The organism is Stenotrophomonas sp. 01N47 (assembly GCF_056399165.1).
This window is the reverse complement of record NZ_JBFTQU010000007.1, coordinates 137,109-152,936: the sequence shown is the minus strand read 5'-3', so window position 1 is coordinate 152,936 and position 15,828 is coordinate 137,109. Positions and strand designations below refer to the sequence as shown.

The window sequence follows — 15,828 nt, the reverse complement described above, 5'->3', positions numbered from 1 at the left end:
TGATGAATCAGTGTTGCTCGAGTGCATCCAGCAGTGGCGAACGTGCAACGCCCGCAGCCACCCTTGCCCGCAACTCCTTCGACAACTTCGCTCGTCCCTGCTCGGCGGCAGCCTGCGAATCGAACTCGACGAAACAACCACTTCCCGAACCGGTCAGTCGTGCCGTGCCGATGTCGCTCAACGCAGCAAGCACCGCCTCGACGGCAGGCTCACGGCGGCGCAGCACCGGTTCGAACACGTTCCCGACCAGCGTGCCGGAAGCGAAGTCCTCTATTTTCGCCTGTGGACTGTCGCGCGTCAAATCCGGATCAGCGAACAGCAGGGGCGTGGGCACATGAACGCCCGGTTCGACCACCACATACCAGGCCTGCGGCAGGGTGATCGGCCGTAGCCGCTCACCCACCCCTTCTGCCCAGGCGTTGTGGCCACGCACGAACACAGGAACATCGGCGCCGAGGCGCAACCCCAGCGCCGCCAGCGCATTTTCGTCCAGGCCGGCATCCCAGAGGCGGTTCAACACCACCAGCACGGTGGCCGCATCGGACGAACCGCCGCCGAAACCGCCGCCCGCCGGAACGTGCTTTTCGACGATGATGTCGACACCTTTCTCGACATTCGTCACCTCTTTGAGCAGCCGCGCTGCGCGAACCGCCAGATCATCCGCCTCCGCGACACCGGCCAGGCCATCGCCCTGCCGCCGCACCTGGCCGTCTTCACGCAGGCGCAGGCCGATCCGGTCGCCCCAGTCGAGCAGGCGGAACACGGTCTGCAGCTCGTGGTAGCCGTCGGCACGGCGGCCGGTGATGTGCAGGAACAGGTTCAGCTTGGCCGGGGCCGGCCACCAGGACCAGCCCGCGTCATCCACCCGCGCGTTCATGGCGCGCCCTGGCCCCACTGGTCGACCAGCAGGCGCACCTTGGCGTCGCCATTGACCGCCTCGACCCTGCGCGGCAGGGCCGGCCGCCCGGCTTCGGCCGGGTACCAGTCCAGATACTGGATCACCCACCCCATCTGCTGCATGCGCCGCGGACGACCATCAGCATCACGCTCGATCTTTCCCGGCCCAGCGCTGTCGCCGGCGACCAGGCCGCGTACCCAGTCCGGCAGCTGGTTGACCGGGATGTCCCAGCCGGTGGCTTCCAGCAACAGGGCCTGCGCGTCTTCACCGTCTCGCGGACCACCGGCCAGTCCTTCCAGACGGCCGGCTTCATGATGGCTATCACCGCTCAACTTCCAGCTCTGGCGGGTCACCGGCGCGCTCAGTTCGACGACATAGCGTTGGCCTTCCTGTTTCCAGTCGATGCGGCCGCTGCCACCATCCTTGCCCTTGCTGACCGCCACCCGGCCCTGGAAATTCCACTCCGACGCCGATCGCAGCGCGTCCACGCGCGCGGCCTCGGCGGCGGTCGCTTCGGCCGAAACGGTGGTGACAACGGCTGGCGCCGGTGTTTTCTGCCGGCCAACGGTGGTACAGGCACTCAGGGCCAGGGTCACGGCCACCAGCAGGAGTGGCCGGATCGTGGAAACACTCATGGATTGAATTTCTCGCGGGCGCGCAGCAGCGCGCGGTTTTCAGGGTCGAGCCTGGCCGCTTCCTCGAAGAAGTGACGGGCTTCATCGTGCTTGCCCAGCACCCACAGCACCTCGCCCACGTGGGCGGCGATTTCCGGGTCCTTGGCCAGCGTCCAGGCGCGGCGCAGCTGCACCAGCGCGTCGGCGTTGCGCCCCAGCCGATACAGCACCCAGCCATAGCTGTCGACGATGGCGGCGTTGTCCGGCTCGGCCACGCGCGCGCGGTCGATCAGTTCGAGCGCTTCCTGGTAGCGACCGGTCCGGTCGGCCAAGGTGTAGCCCAGTGCGTTCAGTGCCGGCACGTTCTCCGGCTCGGTCACCAGGATCTTGCGCAGGTCGGCCTCGGCACGGGCGATGTCATCGCGGCGCTCCCAGGCCAGCGCACGGGCATACAACAGACCGTTCTCGTCCGGATACGCAGCCAGGCCACGGGCCAGTGCATCGATCTCGCCGGGAAGGTCGTCAGCGCGCTGGCGCAGCTCGGCTTCCAGCAGATACGCATCGCGCCGCACATCGTCATCCACCCCGGCATCGGACTGGATCGCATGCACTTCATCCAGCGCCAGCGACTGCCGGCCGGCCAGCCCCTGTGCATTGGCCGCGCGCAGGCGCGCTTCATTCAGTTCATCGCCGCCGGGCACGCTGTGATACCAGTTGACCGCCTCCGGGTAGCGCTTGAGGTACTCGGCGATCTTGCCCAGCAACAGGCGCTGCGCCGGGTCCGGCTTGGCCGCCTGCCGCGACAGTTCGTTGTACAGATTGGACAGCGCGGCCTTGTCGCCCTGCTTGGCCAGCAGCGACGCGCGCATACCCCACGTCTGCACATCCTGGGGACCGACCGCCAGCACGCGCTCGGCCGCTGCCGGCTGGCCAAGGCTGTCATAGGCGATGGCCACCGCATTGCGCAGTTCCGGATCCTGACGGGTCTTCGGTTCCACCCCACGCAGCAGCGACAGTGCCTGGTCGGTCTGCCCGGCCTGCTGCAGCTGGCTGGCGCGCAGCAAGGCGACGCGCGGCTCCTCGGGGAAGCGCTTGACCACCTCATCGATCATGCGCCGCGCCAGCTCGGGCTTTTCCATGCGCAACGCCAGGCGTCCAAACTCCTGCCAGGCCTCGATCTTCTGGGGAATGGCGTTGGCATCGACCAGGTCGCCCAGTACCTGGGCCGGCACGGCCGGATCGCGGCCACCGCCGATCAAGGCGCCCAGGGCGAACTTCCAGCCCTCATCCCCCGGGTCCTGCAACAAGGCCTGAAGCTCGCTGCGCGCGGCCTTCACATCGCCCTGGCGCATCGCCAGCGCACCGGCGGCGCTGCGCATCGCCAATGAGCGCGGCGCACGTTGCTGCCACAGGGCCAGGCCCTTGGCCGCAGCATCATCCTCGTTGGCCAGCATGGCGATGCGGGTCGCCCGCTCGGCCAGGCCGGCATCGCCGTCGGTCTGCTGGGCGGCCTGCAGGTACCAGCGCGCGGCCTCGGCCAGCTTGCCCGCCTGCAGGGCGAACTCGCCAGCCAGGACCGGTTCCAGCGCCAGTTCCTCAGTCACCGCAGGCCGTGCAGGCGCCTTGGCGGGCACCGCCGCCAGGGCCTGGGCACAGGCCAGAGACAGCAGCAGAACACTGGGGATGCGAATCAATGCGGGCATCGTCGGCATCGGGGCCTTAAAATGTCGTCCAATGGCTAGCAGCTTATCGCAAGCAACTGAACAATGACCCTGTGGGTGCTCGGACTGAATCACCAGACCGCACCGGTGGAACTGCGCGAACGCGCAGCCTTCGCCGGTGACGCGTTGCCGCGCGCGCTCGGTTCGCTGCGCGATACCCCGCAGATCGCCGAGGCGGTACTGCTGTCCACCTGCAACCGCACCGAGCTGTATGCCGTGGCCGAGTCCGCGCAGGCACTGGACCAGTGGCTGCGCGCCCAGGCTGGCGACCTGCACGGCTATCTGTACCAGCACGCCGATGCCGATGCCGTACGCCACCTGTTCCGGGTGGCGACGGGGCTGGATTCGATGGTGCTCGGTGAGCCGCAGATCCTGGGCCAGGTGAAGGATGCCTGGTCGACTGCGCGCGACCACGGCCTGCTCGGCCAGCGCCTGGACCGGCTGTTCCAGCAGACGTTCTCGGTGGCCAAGCGCGCGCGTACCGATACCCAGGTCGGCGCCAACCCTGTATCGGTGGCCTCGGCAGCGGTACGCCTGGCACAGAACGCATTTGCCCGCCTGGACGATTCCACCGTGCTGCTGGTCGGCGCCGGCGAGACCATCGAACTGGCAGCACGCCACCTCAGCGAAGGCAAGGTGCGGCGGCTGCTGATCGCCAACCGCACCCTCGCCCATGCGCAGGAACTGGCCAGCCGGCACGGCGGTGTGGCGCTGCCGCTGACCGAACTGGAGCGCCACCTGGCCGAGGCCGATGTGGTGTTCTCGGCCACCGCTGCACGTGAACCGGTGATCCACCGTGCCGCGGTGGCCAATGCCCTGCGCGCACGCCGGCACAAACCGATGCTGCTGTTCGACCTGGCCGTGCCGCGCGACATCGAAGCCGACGTTGCCAGTCTCAACGATGCGTTCCTGTACACGGTGGACGATCTCGAGCGTGCGGTGGAAGACAACCGCCGCAGCCGCCGCGAGGCGGCCGCCGAAGCGGAAACGATCATCGACCTGCAGGTTTCGCGCTTCGTCGAAACCCTGCAGGCCAGCGCCCACCAGGCACCGCTGCGGCAGCTGCGCGCCTTCGGCGAGGCCACCCGTGCCGAACTGCTGGAACGCGCGCGCCAGCAACTGGCCAACGGCAAGCCGGCCGACGAAGTGCTGGAACTGCTTGCCCACGGATTGACCAACCGCCTGCTGCACCCGCCGACCGCCGCCCTGCGTGCGGCCGCGCTCAGCGGCGATGCCGACCTGACCCGCGCCGCCGAGCGCCTGTTCCCGGCGACGCCGGGTTACCGCCACCCACCTGTGAGAACCGATGACGCCGACCCTGCGCCGTAAGTTGGAAGCGCTGGCCGAGCGCCGCGAAGAACTGGAACGTCTGCTCGCCGAACCGGAGGTGGTCGCCAACAACGCGCGCTTCCGCGATCTTTCGCGCGAGTTTTCCCAGCTCGAACCGATCGCCACCGCGCTGGCCGATGAAGCACGCGCCAAGGCCGACCTGACCGCGGCCGAGAGCATGCGTGCGGACCCGGACCTGCGCGAACTGGCCGACGAGGAAATCGCTGCCGCACAGGCCCGCCTGCAGGAACTGGAGCAGGAGCTGGCACTGCTGCTGGTGCCGCGCGACCCGCGCGATGAAGGCAACCTGTTCCTGGAAGTACGCGCTGGCACCGGTGGCGACGAGGCGGCAATCTTCGCTGGCGACCTGTTCCGCATGTACGCCCGTTACGCCGAGCGACAGGGCTGGAAGGTCGAGATCGAATCGGACAACCCCGGCGAACATGGCGGCTACAAGGAAGTGGTGGCACGCGTGGTCGGCCGTGGCGCGTTCTCGCGCCTGAAATTCGAATCGGGCACGCACCGCGTGCAGCGCGTGCCGGCCACCGAATCGCAGGGCCGCATCCACACCTCGGCGGCCACCGTGGCGATCATCCCGGAAGCCGACGAAGTCGATGAAATCGTCATCAACCCGGCTGACCTGAGGGTTGATACCTACCGCTCCTCCGGCGCCGGTGGCCAGCACGTCAACAAGACCGAATCGGCGATCCGCATCACCCACGTGCCCAGCGGCGTGGTGGTGGAATGCCAGACCGAGCGCAGCCAGCACGCCAACCGCGACAAGGCGATGAAACGCCTGAAGGCGCAGCTGCTCGATGCCGAACGCCAGCGCCACGACGCGGCGCAGGCGGAATCACGGCGCCTGCAGGTCGGCAGCGGCGACCGCAGCCAGCGCATCCGCACCTACAACTTCCCGCAGGGCCGGATCACCGACCACCGCGTGGAAGGGCTGACCCTGTACGACCTGCCCAACGTACTGGCCGGCGACCTGGATCCGCTGCTGCAGCGACTGAGCCACGAGCACCAGGTCGACGCCCTGGCCCAGCTTTCGGCGGGTTGACCAGCATGTCGGCCTGGCAGCAGCGGCAGCAATTGCAGCAGGCGATCACGCGCCAGCCCGGCGACTTTGTCGCCTGGGTGATGCTGGCCGACCTGGAACTGGAAGCCGGCGACATTGCGGCCGGCGAGCAGGCCGCGCGACGCGCGCTGCAGCTGCGGCCCAATCATCCTGAAGCACTTGCCCGGCTGGGCCGGGTAGCGTGGATGGCAGGAGCGCATGCCGACGCCGCCAAGCTGTTGGGCCAGGCCTCGGCGCTGGCACCGGAGCACCCGGGCATCGCGTTGTGGCTGGGGCACGCGCTGGAAGATGCCAACGATGCCGAAGGTGCATCAGCAGCCTATCGCCGCGCACATGCACTGATGCCCGATGAACCCTATATCGCCGCACAGCGCCTCGCCTGGCAGCGTCGCCTGTGCGATTGGCAGGACGTGGATGCGCTGGCCGATCAGGTGCGCGGTGCACTGGTGTCCGGCCAGGGCGTAGTGGAACCCTTCGCGTTTCTCAGCGAAGACGCCAGCGCGGCCGAACAGCTGGCCTGCGCGCGTGCACGCGCCGCCGCGGTGGCGGCATCGGTGCGGCCACTGCCGCCGGCGAAGCTGCGCGAACGAGGCCCAATTCGCGTGGGTTTCCTTTCCAACGGCTTCGGCGCCCATCCCACCGGATTGCTGACGGTGGCGCTGCTGGAGCACATGAGCCAGGACCCGGCCCTGCAACTGCATCTGTTCGCACTCAACGCGGACGATGGCAGCCGCATCCGCCAACGCCTGCAGGCCGCCACGCGGTTGCATGACATGGCCGGGTTGCGCCATGCCGATACGGCCGCGCGCATCCGTGCACAGGGCATCGACCTGCTGTTCGACCTGCGCGGCTGGGGTGGTGGCGGCACGCCGGAAGTACTGGCGATGCGCCCTGCCCCGCTGCAGCTCAACTGGCTGGCCTACCCCGGCACCTCCGGTGCATCGTGGCTGGATGCAGTGATCGCTGACGACTTCACGCTGCCGTCCTCGCTGGAACCGCACTACAGCGAACGCGTGCTGCGCCTGCCGCGCGCGTTCCAGCCCTCGGACAACACCCGCACGCTGGAGCCGGCACCGGACCGCGTGGCGTGCGGGCTGCCCGCGCAGGGCACGGTGTTCTGCTGCTTCAACAACAGTTACAAACTCAACCCGCGCAGCACGGGCCGTGCGTTCGCGGTGCTGCAGGCAGTACCTGGCAGCGTGCTGTGGCTGCTGTCCGGCCCCGGCCAGGCCGATGCACGGCTGCGTTCAGCCGCGAAGGCTGCAGGACTGGATCCGGCGCGCCTGGTGTTCATGGCCAAGCTGCCGCATCCGCAGTATCTGGCCCGCTATCAGCTGGCCGACCTGTTCCTGGATACGAACCCGTACAACGCGCACACTACTGCGTCGGATTCCCTGTGGGCCGGCTGTCCGGTGCTGACCTGCCCCGGCGCCACCTTCGCCGCGCGCGTGGCCGGCAGCCTCAACCATCAGCTGGGCCTGGAGCACATGAACGTCGCCGACGACGCGTCGTTCGTCGCCACCGCCAGCGCACTCGGCAACGACCCGGCCGCCTTGGCCGCAGTGCGCGCCGAACTGGCGCAGGCACGCGAACGCAGCGGCCTGTTCGACATGGCGGCTTTCGCGCGCGATCTGTCCGCACTGCTGCAGCAGCTGGCCCGCGAGCAGGGCTGGCAGGGCCTCGACACGCCCTGACATCGCCCTAGGCTACGCTCGGGCCTCCTTCCCGCGTGGTATGACGATGGCCAAGCTCAAGCGCAAGGAATACGACGAACTGCTGCAGCCGCTGCAGCTGGAACTAGCTGCGATGGCGCGCTGGGTGCAGCACAGCGGGCAACGCCTGCTGGTGCTGTTCGAAGGACGCGATACCGCCGGCAAGGGTGGCGCGATCCAGACCATCAGCGAGCACCTCAACCCACGCCAATGCAGGGTGGTGGCGCTGCCCAAACCCACCGACCGCGAAGCCACGCAATGGTATTTCCAGCGCTACGCCACGCATCTGCCGGCCGCCGGCGAGATCGTGCTGATGGACCGCAGCTGGTACAACCGCGCGGGCGTGGAACGGGTGATGGGCTACTGCAGCGAGACCGAATACCAGCAGTTCCTGCATCAGGCACCGGTGTTCGAACAACTACTGGTGGATGACGGCATCCTGCTGTTCAAGTACTGGCTGTGCGTGGACCAGGAGCAGCAGGAGAAGCGTTTCGCCGAACGCCATCTTGATCCGTTGAAGGGGTGGAAGCTGTCGCCGGTGGATCTGAAGTCGCGCAGCAAGTACAGCGCGTACACCGAAGCGCGCGAGGCGATGCTGCGCGCGACCCATCGCGACGGTGCGCCGTGGACGCTGGTGGATTTCAACGACCAACGCCTGGGTCGCCTGACCCTGGCCCGCAACCTGCTGGACCGATTGCCGGACACGCGGGTGGATGCGCCGCTGCCCGAGCTGCCGAAGCTGAAGGGCAAGCTGCATCGCGAGCACTACGACGTGCTGAAGCCGATCGAGGATTTTCCGGTCGAAGAATAGGGTGGGTCGGCAGGGCCTGCGGCACTGCACCTGCAGAGGCAACGTCAACGTCAAAAGCGGGCCTTCTGTGAGTTGGCGGGGCGGTGCCGGATTGCGGGGACGCCGTGAACCCGTCCATGGGGGCTTGGCAGCCGCATCCATGCGGCTGACACCCCGCAATCCGACACCGCCCCATCTTCGACAGATTTCCGGTGGCTGATGGATTCACGCCATGCGTGAATGTATGTCCATCGAAATCGAATATTTCGACAATTGAACGAAGAGCATCCACGCATGGCGTGGATGTACGTGTCGACCAAGGTCGACACCCACCAAGAGCAGGCCATGTCATTCCGGCAGGTCGCCAGAAACTGTCGAAGGCGGGGTGGGTCCGGTTGCGGGGGCGTGAGCGCCATGGGCCCGAGGCATGCCTCGGGCGGGTTGGGCAGGACGCCCAACCCCGGTCTTGCCGTGTGCGCAGGACAGCGCACACGAGCAAGGCGCGACCGAGCCTACAGGGACGTATTTACGGCGTCCCCCGCAACCGGACCCACCCCGCCATCCCTCAGGAAACCCGCTTTGGCTTCGGCTTTGGCTGTTGCTGTCGAGGTTGCCGGCCAGCGGCCGGCACTACCGCTTCGGTGGGTGCAGGGCGCAGCCCTGCCCCTCCCCTTATTTGGCAGCAGCGATCTGCTGTTCGATGTCGGCGGCAGTGACCGGGCCCAGGAAGCTGTGGGCCAGCTTGCCCTGCGGGTCGATCAGATGGGTCAGCGGCAGGCCACGCGGGGTGGCGAAGTCGGCCGGTGGGTCGAACGGATCGACGATCACGATCGGATAGGTCACCGGATGCTTGGTCAGGAACGACTGCATCTCCGGCACCTCGATGTCCTCGTAGGCCAGGCCCACCACTTCGATGTTGCTGCGCATGGCATGCAACGCCGACAGCTCGGGCATTTCCTTGCGGCAGGGCGCGCACCAGGTCGCCCAGAAATTCACCACCACCCACTTGCCACGATGCGCGGCCAGGTCGTAATCGCTGCCATCGACCGCCTTCATCTTCAGCGTCGGGAACTCGGCAGTGACACGCTCGGCGGGCGTGTCCTCCACCGGCGCCGGCGCGGCAGGGGTCGGTGCCTGTGCCGGCGGCTGGCTGCTGGCCGGGGTCGGCTCCTGTGCGGGTTTGCAGGCGGCCAAGGCCAGCAGCGCAGCCAGCAGCAACGGGGTCTTGCAGGTCATGGGGCGTCTCCAGAATCAGGGTAGATGTCGCTGACGCGACGCTTGAGGCGCTCACGCAGCGGCAGGCGCAGTTCATCCAGCGCGGCCAAGGCGGCCCGGCCGAGGCTGTCATCGCGGTAAGGCAGGTGTTGTTCGGCCACCGGAATGCGCAGCTGCGTGCATTCGTACAGATCGCCCAGGCTGACCTGGTCCAGATCGCGGGCCAGCAGCCATTCGCCGCGCTCATCGCGGCGCAGCAGGCCGATGCCCTCCAGGTGGCAGGCCAGGTCCTGCAGCAGCGAGTCGGTCAGCATCGGTTCCAGCCGCAGGATCTCGTCGTCGGCCAGGCCCCTGCCCTTGGCGCGTGCGTGCTGGAAGCGCCCGAGCAGGCGCAGCAGGCCATAGAACTCGTAGCCCTGCGGCAGGCGCAGTTCCACCGGCTGGTAGCGGAAGGCCGCCATCGACGACGCCAGTGATGCACCCAGCAGCACGGCCACCCAGCACAGGTAGATCCACAACAGCAGGATCGGCACGAAGGCCACCGTGCCATACAGCTTCTGGTAGGACTGGAAGCTGCCCAGGTAGGCGCCGATGCCCCACTTCACCAGCTCCAGGATCACCGCGGCGAGAATCGCACCCGGAACCGCGTGGCGCCATTTCACGGTGTGATGTGGCACCACCCGGAACATCAGGGTGATGCAGACGAATTCGATCAGGATCGGCGCCAGCCGCAAGGCGAGATCGGCCAGCCAGCGTCCCTCCTGCGTGCCGAACAACGGCATCGCGAACACCCGCGCAGACACCGCCAGCGACGCAGCGGCGAGCATCGCGCCGAGCGTCAGCACCGTCCAGTAGACCAAGAAGCGGGTCAGCCGCGGCCGACTGCTGCCGACGCGCCAGATCTGGTTGAAGGTCTCTTCAACACTGTTGAGGGTGATCAGCAGCGAGATGACCAGGGCGATGAAGCCAGCGGCAGTGAGCTGGCCCGCGCTGGCCGAGAACTGCCGCAGGTAGCCTTCGGCGGCGCGCGCGGCATTGGGCACGAAGTTGGAGAAGACGTAGTCACTGAGCTGGTCGCTCCAGCGATCGAACACCGGGAAGGCCGAGAGCACGCCGAATACCACGATCGCCAGCGGCACCAGCGCGAACACCGTGGTGTAGGCCAGCGCGGCGGCAGCCTGGAACAGGCGGTCGTCGAGGAAGCGGCGCCACAGGAAGCGGCCGAAGCTGGCGGCGCGTGCGCGATCCCGCGCGCGCTCCATCCACAAATTGAGCGTATCCAAAGGTTCCATCGGCGCAAGGGTACCCGATGCGGAATCGATGCAGGATAGCCATACTGGCGTCCACACGATGAGGAGAGCTGGGCGCGATGGGCGAAATCCTGGTGCTGTACTACAGCCGCGGCGGTTCGGTGGCACGGCTGGCGCGCCAGATCGCGCGGGGCATCGGCGAGGTGCCGGGCATGGCTGCGCGGCTGCGCACGGTGCCGCCGGTGGCTGCCGTCACCCAGACTGCACAACCTCCGGTGCCGGACGATGGCGCGCCCTATGTAAGCGTGCAGGACCTGGTGGAGTGCCAGGGACTGCTGCTGGGCAGCCCTACCCGTTTCGGCAACATGGCCGCGCCGGTCAAGCATTTCCTTGACGGCCTCGGCGCCGAATGGGTGAACGGCACGCTGGCAGGCAAGCCGGCCGGGGTGTTCACGTCCACTGCGTCGATGCATGGCGGCCAGGAGTCGACCCTGCTGTCGATGCAGGTACCGCTGCTGCACCACGGCTGCCTGATCGTCGGCATTCCGTTCACCGAGCCGGCGCTGAGCCACACCACCAGTGGCGGCACGCCGTATGGCGCCAGCCACGTGGCCGGCGCCGCCGACGACCCGCAACCCACCGACGATGAGGCGGTACTGGCGCGGGCGCTGGGCCGGCGCGTGGCCGACATCGCGCAGCGGCTGGCGCGATGAGCACCGCGCCGCGCACCGTGCTGCTGCTGGCCCTGATGGGGCTGGCGGCGCTGTTTGCCGGCTGGTTCATCAACGACAGGCACTGGCTGGCCACCCAGCTGGTGTTCACTGCGCCGCCGCTGGCGCTGGCCATCGCCCTGCGGCTGGGCTGGCGCAAGGCCGGGTTCTGGGCGGCGGTGCTGGCCCTGGGCTGGTTCAGCCACGGCGTGATGAGCGCCTGGAGCCATCCCGAGACCCGCTGGCTGGCACTGATCGAAATCGTGCTGGCGCTGCTGGTGATCTTTTCGGCCAGCCTGCCCGGCCTGCGCGCCCGTTTCGGGCGGCGGCGCTGACGCTGCGCCCGGTGGGCCGTATCATCTGCGTTCCCGGCCCCGCGCCGCTGTACCTGCCTTGGTTTCGCGCATGCACATGATGGAAGAGCTCCTGGTCGTCACCACCGGTGGCACGATCGACAAGATCTATTTCGACGACAAGTCGGACTACCAGATCGGCGACCCGCAGATCGGCATGATCCTGCGCGAACTGGGGGTCACGTTCCGTTTCAACGTGATTCCGATCCTGCGCAAGGATTCGCTGCACATCAACGACGACGATCGTGAGCTGATCCGCGCGACGATCGCCGCGCAGCCCACCCGCCACGTGCTGGTGACCCACGGCACCGATTCGATGGTGCAGACCGGCAAGGTGCTGGCGACGATCCCGGACAAGACCATCGTGATGACCGGTGCGCTGAGCCCGGCACGGTTCCGTGGTTCGGATGCGGAGTTCAACATCGGCTGTGCGATCGGTGCGGTGCAGTCGCTGCCGGCGGGAGTGTTCATCGCAATGAACGGCCGGATCTTCGATCCGAAGCATGTGCGCAAGAACGTGGCGGCGAACCGGTTCGAGTCGGTTTGAGGGATTGAGGCGCGCTGTCGCGCGTCGGCGTTTCGGTTGCTGTAGTGGTGAGAGGCTCAGGCTCCCATCGCAGGACACGCCGTAAACCCATCCATGGGGGCTCGATGGCGCCATCCATGGCGCCAACGGTCCTGCGATGGGAGCCTGAGCCTCTCCAGACAGTTGCCGGTGCGCGGCCAGCAGGGTCAAGAGCAGAGCAAGAGAAAATGCACTGCTGCACATTGCTTTCTCCGCTTCGCCGCCCCTAAAAAAACGCCCCGGCCGAGGCCGGGGCGTGCCCATGGAGAGGGGCTTGGGCTCAGTACTGGGCGTTGACGGTCACGCCCGAGAAAGTGCTGTACGCCTTCACCCGCACGTACCAGGTACCGGCGGTGGGGCTGTTGACGGTGCAGGTCTCGTTGTTGCCGCTCAGGTACGGGCGGCAGGTGTAGACGGTGTCGGTCGGGGCACTGCCCTGGCGCAGGTACAGGTCGGCATCACCGCTGCCGCCGCTGATCGCCACGCGCAGCTGCGTGCTGCCAGCCGGGACGTTGACGGTATAGCTGAGCGATGCGCCGCTGGCTGCGCCGAGGCCGGTAACCGGCACGTTGTTCTGCAGCACGGTGCCACCCGGGTTGGGCGTGGTGCCGTTGATCGCGGCAGTCACCGCGGCATCGGCGTCGATGATGCCGGCGCCGCAACCACCCGAGCACGCACCCGGCAGCGGACGCGCGGTGCTCTTGATGATGCTTTCCACCTGCGCCGGGCTGAGCGGGCTCGGTGCCACCGACTGCATCAGTGCAACCACGCCCGCCACGTGCGGCGCCGCCATCGAGGTGCCGTTGTAGGACGCGTAACTGGCGCTGCCCGGGGTGGTGGTGCCGCTGTTGAGGGTGGACAGGATGCTCTGGCCCGGTGCGGAGATATCGATGCCGGTGCCGTAGTTGGAGAAGCTGGCACGTGCGCCTGCCGAGGTGGTCGCCGCCACCGCGATCACGTTCGGGCAGTTCGCCGGTACCGACGAGGATACGTTGGTGTTGCTGTTGCCGGCAGCGACCACCACGGTGGTGCCACGGCCGACCGCGCCGTTGATGGCGTTCTGGTAGGTGGTCGAGCAGCTGCCGCCGCCACCGAGCGAGAGGTTGATGACCTCGGCCGGATTGGCGTTGGCCGGCACACCGCTGACCGTGCCACCGGAGGCCCAGACGATCGCGTCGGCGATGTCGGAGGTGTAGCCGCCGCACTTGCCGAGCACGCGCACCGGCACGACCTTGGCGTTGAAGGCGGTACCGGCCACGCCGGTGCTGTTGTTGGTCACAGCAGCGACCGTGCCGGCCACGTGGGTGCCATGCCAGCTGGAGTTCGAGCCCGGATAACCGGCCTGGCACTCGTTGTCGCCGTACCAGTCACCCTCGTCGTTGGGATTGCTGTCACGACCACCACCATCGCGCGCCATCGCCGCGTCGCTGATGAAGTCATAGCCGGGCAGGATGTTGGCGTTGAGGTCGGCATGGTTGGTGATGCCGGTATCGATCACGGCCACGACCACGCCGGTGCCGGTGGCCTTGTCCCAGGCCGGACGCACGTTGATCGAGGCGTTGGACGTACCGAAGCCCCATTGCTCGCTGAAACGGGTGTCGTTGGGGGTCAGCGTCGCGCGCATGATCTGGTCGACTTCGACGTATTCGACGTTCGGGTCGGCGGCCAGCTTGCGCATCAGCAGCTCGGATTCGGCCTGGTCCAGCGCACGGTCGGTCCTGACCACGGTGGAGCCGACCGCAAGCCTGCGGACCTGCTGCAGGCCCAGCGCGCGGCCCTGGCTGCTGGCGATGCCGGCAGCGGCCGTCTTCAGCGAAGAGGCCAGCGCGGTGGTGTTGGCCACCGGCGCACTGCCGTCGCGGAACTTGACGATGAAGCGCTGGTGGGTCTGCGCGGACTGCAGGCCGCTGAGCTGGACATCACCGGCCAGCGCAGGCGTGGCCAGCAGCAGCGATGACAGGACGGACGCACCAAGGACCACCCACACACGACGCACACGCGGTTGCGTTACCTGGGACATCGGATTTCCCTTCTAATGGTAGGAATGCCGGAATCGGCAGAAGCACCGGCCTGAACCGTGGGCTGGCTTGCGATGGCGAGGTTCGGGTCCGGCGAGCCAGCGGATTCCCCTGCCCATCCGCTGTGTTGATGACGCTAGTGGCTCAAGCCGGACACCACAAGATTTTCAGCGTCTTTTCAGCAAGATGAAATGTTGGATCTGAGACTTTCCGGGTCGAGGGTTTGTGAAGGTGAAGGAACTTTCGCGTCAGCTGCACGTACCTGACTGCGGAATGTCCTGTCTCACCATGTCTTTGCCGACATCGGCGGGTGTGATTTGCAAGGCATGGCGCGCGCCTCCCCAAACGCAGAAAGCCCGTCACGAGGACGGGCTTTCCAGGAAGGCAGCCGGGCATGGCCCGGCTCCGATATTCAGCGCAGGCGATCAGCCCAGCTTGACCAGCCAGCCGTGGCGGTCCGGCAGGCGACCGTACTGGATGTCGGTCAGCTCCTTGCGCAGCGACATGGTCACTTCACCGGCCGGCGCGTTGATGTCGCCCACCGAGAAGCCCTCGCCCTTGAGCTGGCCGATCGGGGTGACCACCGCAGCGGTACCACAGGCGAACACTTCGGCGATCTCGCCGGAGGTCACGCCCTGCTTCCACTCATCGATGGTGACCTTGCGCTCTTCGACCTTCATGCCGCGGTCGCGGGCCAGCTGCAGGATGCTCTCGCGGGTGATGCCCTCGAGGATGCTGCCGGACAGTTCCGGCGTGACCAGGGTGCCGTCCTTGTAGACCAGGAACACGTTCATGCCGCCCAGTTCTTCCAGGTACTTGCCTTCGACCGGGTCCAGGAACAGCACCTGCGAGCAACCCTGCGCCTGCGCCTTCTGCTGCGGCAGCAGCGAGGCGGCGTAGTTGCCACCGCACTTGGCCGCACCGGTGCCACCCTTGGCCGCACGCGCGTACTCGGTGGACAGCCAGATCGACACCGGGGCGACGCCCTTGGCGAAGTACGGGCCGGCCGGGCTGGCGATCACGTAGTAGCCGGCCTTGTGCGCGCCGCGCACGCCAAGGAACGCTTCATCGCCGATCATGAACGGACGGAAATACAAGCTCGACTCATCGGCCGACGGCACCCAGGCGCTGTCGACGGCGATCATCTGCTTCAGCGATTCGACGAAGATCTCCACCGGCAGTTCCGGCAACGCCAGGCGCTGCGCCGAACGCTGCAGGCGACGGCCATTGGCATCGGGGCGGAAGGTCCAGATCGAACCATCGGCATGGCGGTAGGCCTTGATGCCCTCGAAGATCTCCTGGCCGTAGTGCAGCACGGCCGCGGCCGGGTCCAGCTGCAGCGGACCATAGGCGCGCACGCTGGCGTTGTGCCAGCCGGCATCCTTGTCCCAGCGCACTTCCACCATGTGGTCGGTGAAGTGCAGGCCGAAGCCCGGCTTCTCCAGGATCTGGGCGCGCTCTTCAGCGCTGCGCGGGTGGTCCGAACGGGTGACGGCGAAGCTGGGAATGGACTGGGACACCGGAGATTTCCTGTTCTGGTTGCGGGTAATGCCGGGCCCGCGTCACTGCGGGCCG

General features: G+C 67.5%; 14 protein-coding genes. 7 read left to right on the top strand and 7 right to left on the bottom strand.

Features of this window, described 5'->3' with window-relative positions:
- Nucleotides 1-7: 7 nt before the first annotated feature.
- The 3 genes from ispE to AC1DKR_RS15300 are packed head-to-tail and all read right to left on the bottom strand — an operon-like array spanning nucleotide 8 to nucleotide 3,215.
- A complete protein-coding gene (gene ispE, locus AC1DKR_RS15310) occupies nucleotides 8-877 on the bottom strand; it encodes a 4-(cytidine 5'-diphospho)-2-C-methyl-D-erythritol kinase (RefSeq protein WP_312111814.1) in 870 nt (289 codons plus the stop codon).
- On the bottom strand, nucleotides 874-1,533 hold the full coding sequence (lolB, locus tag AC1DKR_RS15305; RefSeq protein WP_312111817.1) for a lipoprotein insertase outer membrane protein LolB: 660 nt from the start codon (nucleotides 1,531-1,533) through the stop codon (nucleotides 874-876). Before lolB ends, ispE begins: the two co-directional genes overlap by 4 nt.
- Entirely contained in the window at nucleotides 1,530-3,215 is a 1,686-nt protein-coding gene (locus AC1DKR_RS15300) for a tetratricopeptide repeat protein (protein WP_478033421.1), read from the bottom strand. Before AC1DKR_RS15300 ends, lolB begins: the two co-directional genes overlap by 4 nt.
- A gap of 63 nt (nucleotides 3,216-3,278) precedes the next feature.
- Here AC1DKR_RS15300 and hemA point away from each other — a divergent pair, with 63 nt between their 5' ends.
- Genes hemA through ppk2 form a run of 4 tightly spaced genes read left to right on the top strand, consistent with a single transcriptional unit; the run spans nucleotide 3,279 to nucleotide 8,163 of the window.
- Nucleotides 3,279-4,562: a glutamyl-tRNA reductase gene (gene hemA / locus AC1DKR_RS15295; protein ID WP_442244797.1), complete on the top strand. Its 1,284-nt coding sequence runs from the start codon at nucleotides 3,279-3,281 to the stop codon at nucleotides 4,560-4,562.
- A complete protein-coding gene (gene prfA, locus AC1DKR_RS15290) occupies nucleotides 4,540-5,622 on the top strand; it encodes a peptide chain release factor 1 (protein WP_223494298.1) in 1,083 nt (360 codons plus the stop codon). Before hemA ends, prfA begins: the two co-directional genes overlap by 23 nt.
- A gap of 5 nt (nucleotides 5,623-5,627) precedes the next feature.
- Nucleotides 5,628-7,334, top strand: a complete 1,707-nt coding sequence (locus AC1DKR_RS15285) for an O-linked N-acetylglucosamine transferase, SPINDLY family protein (RefSeq protein WP_363729971.1) — start codon at nucleotides 5,628-5,630, stop codon at nucleotides 7,332-7,334.
- Nucleotides 7,335-7,380: 46 nt separating this feature from the next.
- On the top strand, nucleotides 7,381-8,163 hold the full coding sequence (gene ppk2, locus AC1DKR_RS15280) for a polyphosphate kinase 2 (protein WP_478033417.1): 783 nt from the start codon (nucleotides 7,381-7,383) through the stop codon (nucleotides 8,161-8,163).
- Between the two features lie 651 nt (nucleotides 8,164-8,814).
- Here ppk2 and AC1DKR_RS15275 read toward each other — a convergent pair.
- Nucleotides 8,815-9,378 (bottom strand): TlpA family protein disulfide reductase, encoded by a 564-nt coding sequence (locus tag AC1DKR_RS15275; RefSeq protein WP_251472339.1) that lies wholly within the window; start codon nucleotides 9,376-9,378, stop codon nucleotides 8,815-8,817.
- Nucleotides 9,375-10,649 carry a YihY family inner membrane protein gene (locus tag AC1DKR_RS15270; RefSeq protein ID WP_032977469.1) on the bottom strand — a complete coding sequence of 425 codons (1,275 nt, stop codon included), beginning with the start codon at nucleotides 10,647-10,649 and terminating at the stop codon, nucleotides 9,375-9,377. Before AC1DKR_RS15270 ends, AC1DKR_RS15275 begins: the two co-directional genes overlap by 4 nt.
- Before the next feature lie 77 nt (nucleotides 10,650-10,726).
- Here AC1DKR_RS15270 and wrbA point away from each other — a divergent pair, with 77 nt between their 5' ends.
- The 3 genes from wrbA (at nucleotide 10,727) to AC1DKR_RS15255 (ending at nucleotide 12,217) form a co-directional block, all read left to right on the top strand.
- On the top strand, nucleotides 10,727-11,320 hold the full coding sequence (gene wrbA, locus AC1DKR_RS15265; RefSeq protein WP_093818977.1) for an NAD(P)H:quinone oxidoreductase: 594 nt from the start codon (nucleotides 10,727-10,729) through the stop codon (nucleotides 11,318-11,320).
- Complete coding sequence (locus tag AC1DKR_RS15260; protein WP_025879136.1) at nucleotides 11,317-11,652, top strand: DUF2069 domain-containing protein; 336 nt, start codon at nucleotides 11,317-11,319, stop codon at nucleotides 11,650-11,652. The genes wrbA and AC1DKR_RS15260 overlap by 4 nt, the downstream gene beginning before the upstream one ends.
- 79 nt (nucleotides 11,653-11,731) lie before the next feature.
- The gene (locus AC1DKR_RS15255) at nucleotides 11,732-12,217 is read left to right on the top strand and encodes an asparaginase domain-containing protein (RefSeq protein ID WP_478033412.1); all 486 of its coding nucleotides are present in this window, start codon (nucleotides 11,732-11,734) and stop codon (nucleotides 12,215-12,217) included.
- Between the two features lie 298 nt (nucleotides 12,218-12,515).
- On the opposite strand, the gene AC1DKR_RS15250 is transcribed toward AC1DKR_RS15255, so the two are convergent.
- Together AC1DKR_RS15250 and AC1DKR_RS15245 are read right to left on the bottom strand one after the other, a co-directional pair.
- A complete protein-coding gene (locus tag AC1DKR_RS15250; RefSeq protein ID WP_223494294.1) occupies nucleotides 12,516-14,255 on the bottom strand; it encodes a S8 family peptidase in 1,740 nt (579 codons plus the stop codon).
- A 423-nt stretch (nucleotides 14,256-14,678) separates the two neighbouring features.
- The gene (locus AC1DKR_RS15245; RefSeq protein ID WP_117309605.1) at nucleotides 14,679-15,773 is read right to left on the bottom strand and encodes a branched-chain amino acid aminotransferase; all 1,095 of its coding nucleotides are present in this window, start codon (nucleotides 15,771-15,773) and stop codon (nucleotides 14,679-14,681) included.
- Nucleotides 15,774-15,828: the final 55 nt, after the last annotated feature.

Bases quoted from the DNA above. Each gene is read 5' to 3' on its own strand.
- AC1DKR_RS15250 (WP_223494294.1), bottom strand. From the start codon at position 14,255: ATGTCCCAGGTAACGCAACCGCGTGTGCGTCGTGTGTGGGTGGTCCTT.
- wrbA (WP_093818977.1), top strand. From the start codon at position 10,727: ATGGGCGAAATCCTGGTGCTGTACTACAGCCGCGGCGGTTCGGTGGCA.
- lolB (WP_312111817.1), bottom strand. From the start codon at position 1,533: ATGAGTGTTTCCACGATCCGGCCACTCCTGCTGGTGGCCGTGACCCTG.
- AC1DKR_RS15300 (WP_478033421.1), bottom strand. From the start codon at position 3,215: ATGCCCGCATTGATTCGCATCCCCAGTGTTCTGCTGCTGTCTCTGGCC.
- prfA (WP_223494298.1), top strand. From the start codon at position 4,540: ATGACGCCGACCCTGCGCCGTAAGTTGGAAGCGCTGGCCGAGCGCCGC.
- AC1DKR_RS15275 (WP_251472339.1), bottom strand. From the start codon at position 9,378: ATGACCTGCAAGACCCCGTTGCTGCTGGCTGCGCTGCTGGCCTTGGCC.
- ispE (WP_312111814.1), bottom strand. From the start codon at position 877: ATGAACGCGCGGGTGGATGACGCGGGCTGGTCCTGGTGGCCGGCCCCG.
- AC1DKR_RS15255 (WP_478033412.1), top strand. From the start codon at position 11,732: ATGGAAGAGCTCCTGGTCGTCACCACCGGTGGCACGATCGACAAGATC.
- ppk2 (WP_478033417.1), top strand. From the start codon at position 7,381: ATGGCCAAGCTCAAGCGCAAGGAATACGACGAACTGCTGCAGCCGCTG.
- AC1DKR_RS15285 (WP_363729971.1), top strand. From the start codon at position 5,628: ATGTCGGCCTGGCAGCAGCGGCAGCAATTGCAGCAGGCGATCACGCGC.
- AC1DKR_RS15270 (WP_032977469.1), bottom strand. From the start codon at position 10,649: ATGGAACCTTTGGATACGCTCAATTTGTGGATGGAGCGCGCGCGGGAT.
- hemA (WP_442244797.1), top strand. From the start codon at position 3,279: ATGACCCTGTGGGTGCTCGGACTGAATCACCAGACCGCACCGGTGGAA.
- AC1DKR_RS15260 (WP_025879136.1), top strand. From the start codon at position 11,317: ATGAGCACCGCGCCGCGCACCGTGCTGCTGCTGGCCCTGATGGGGCTG.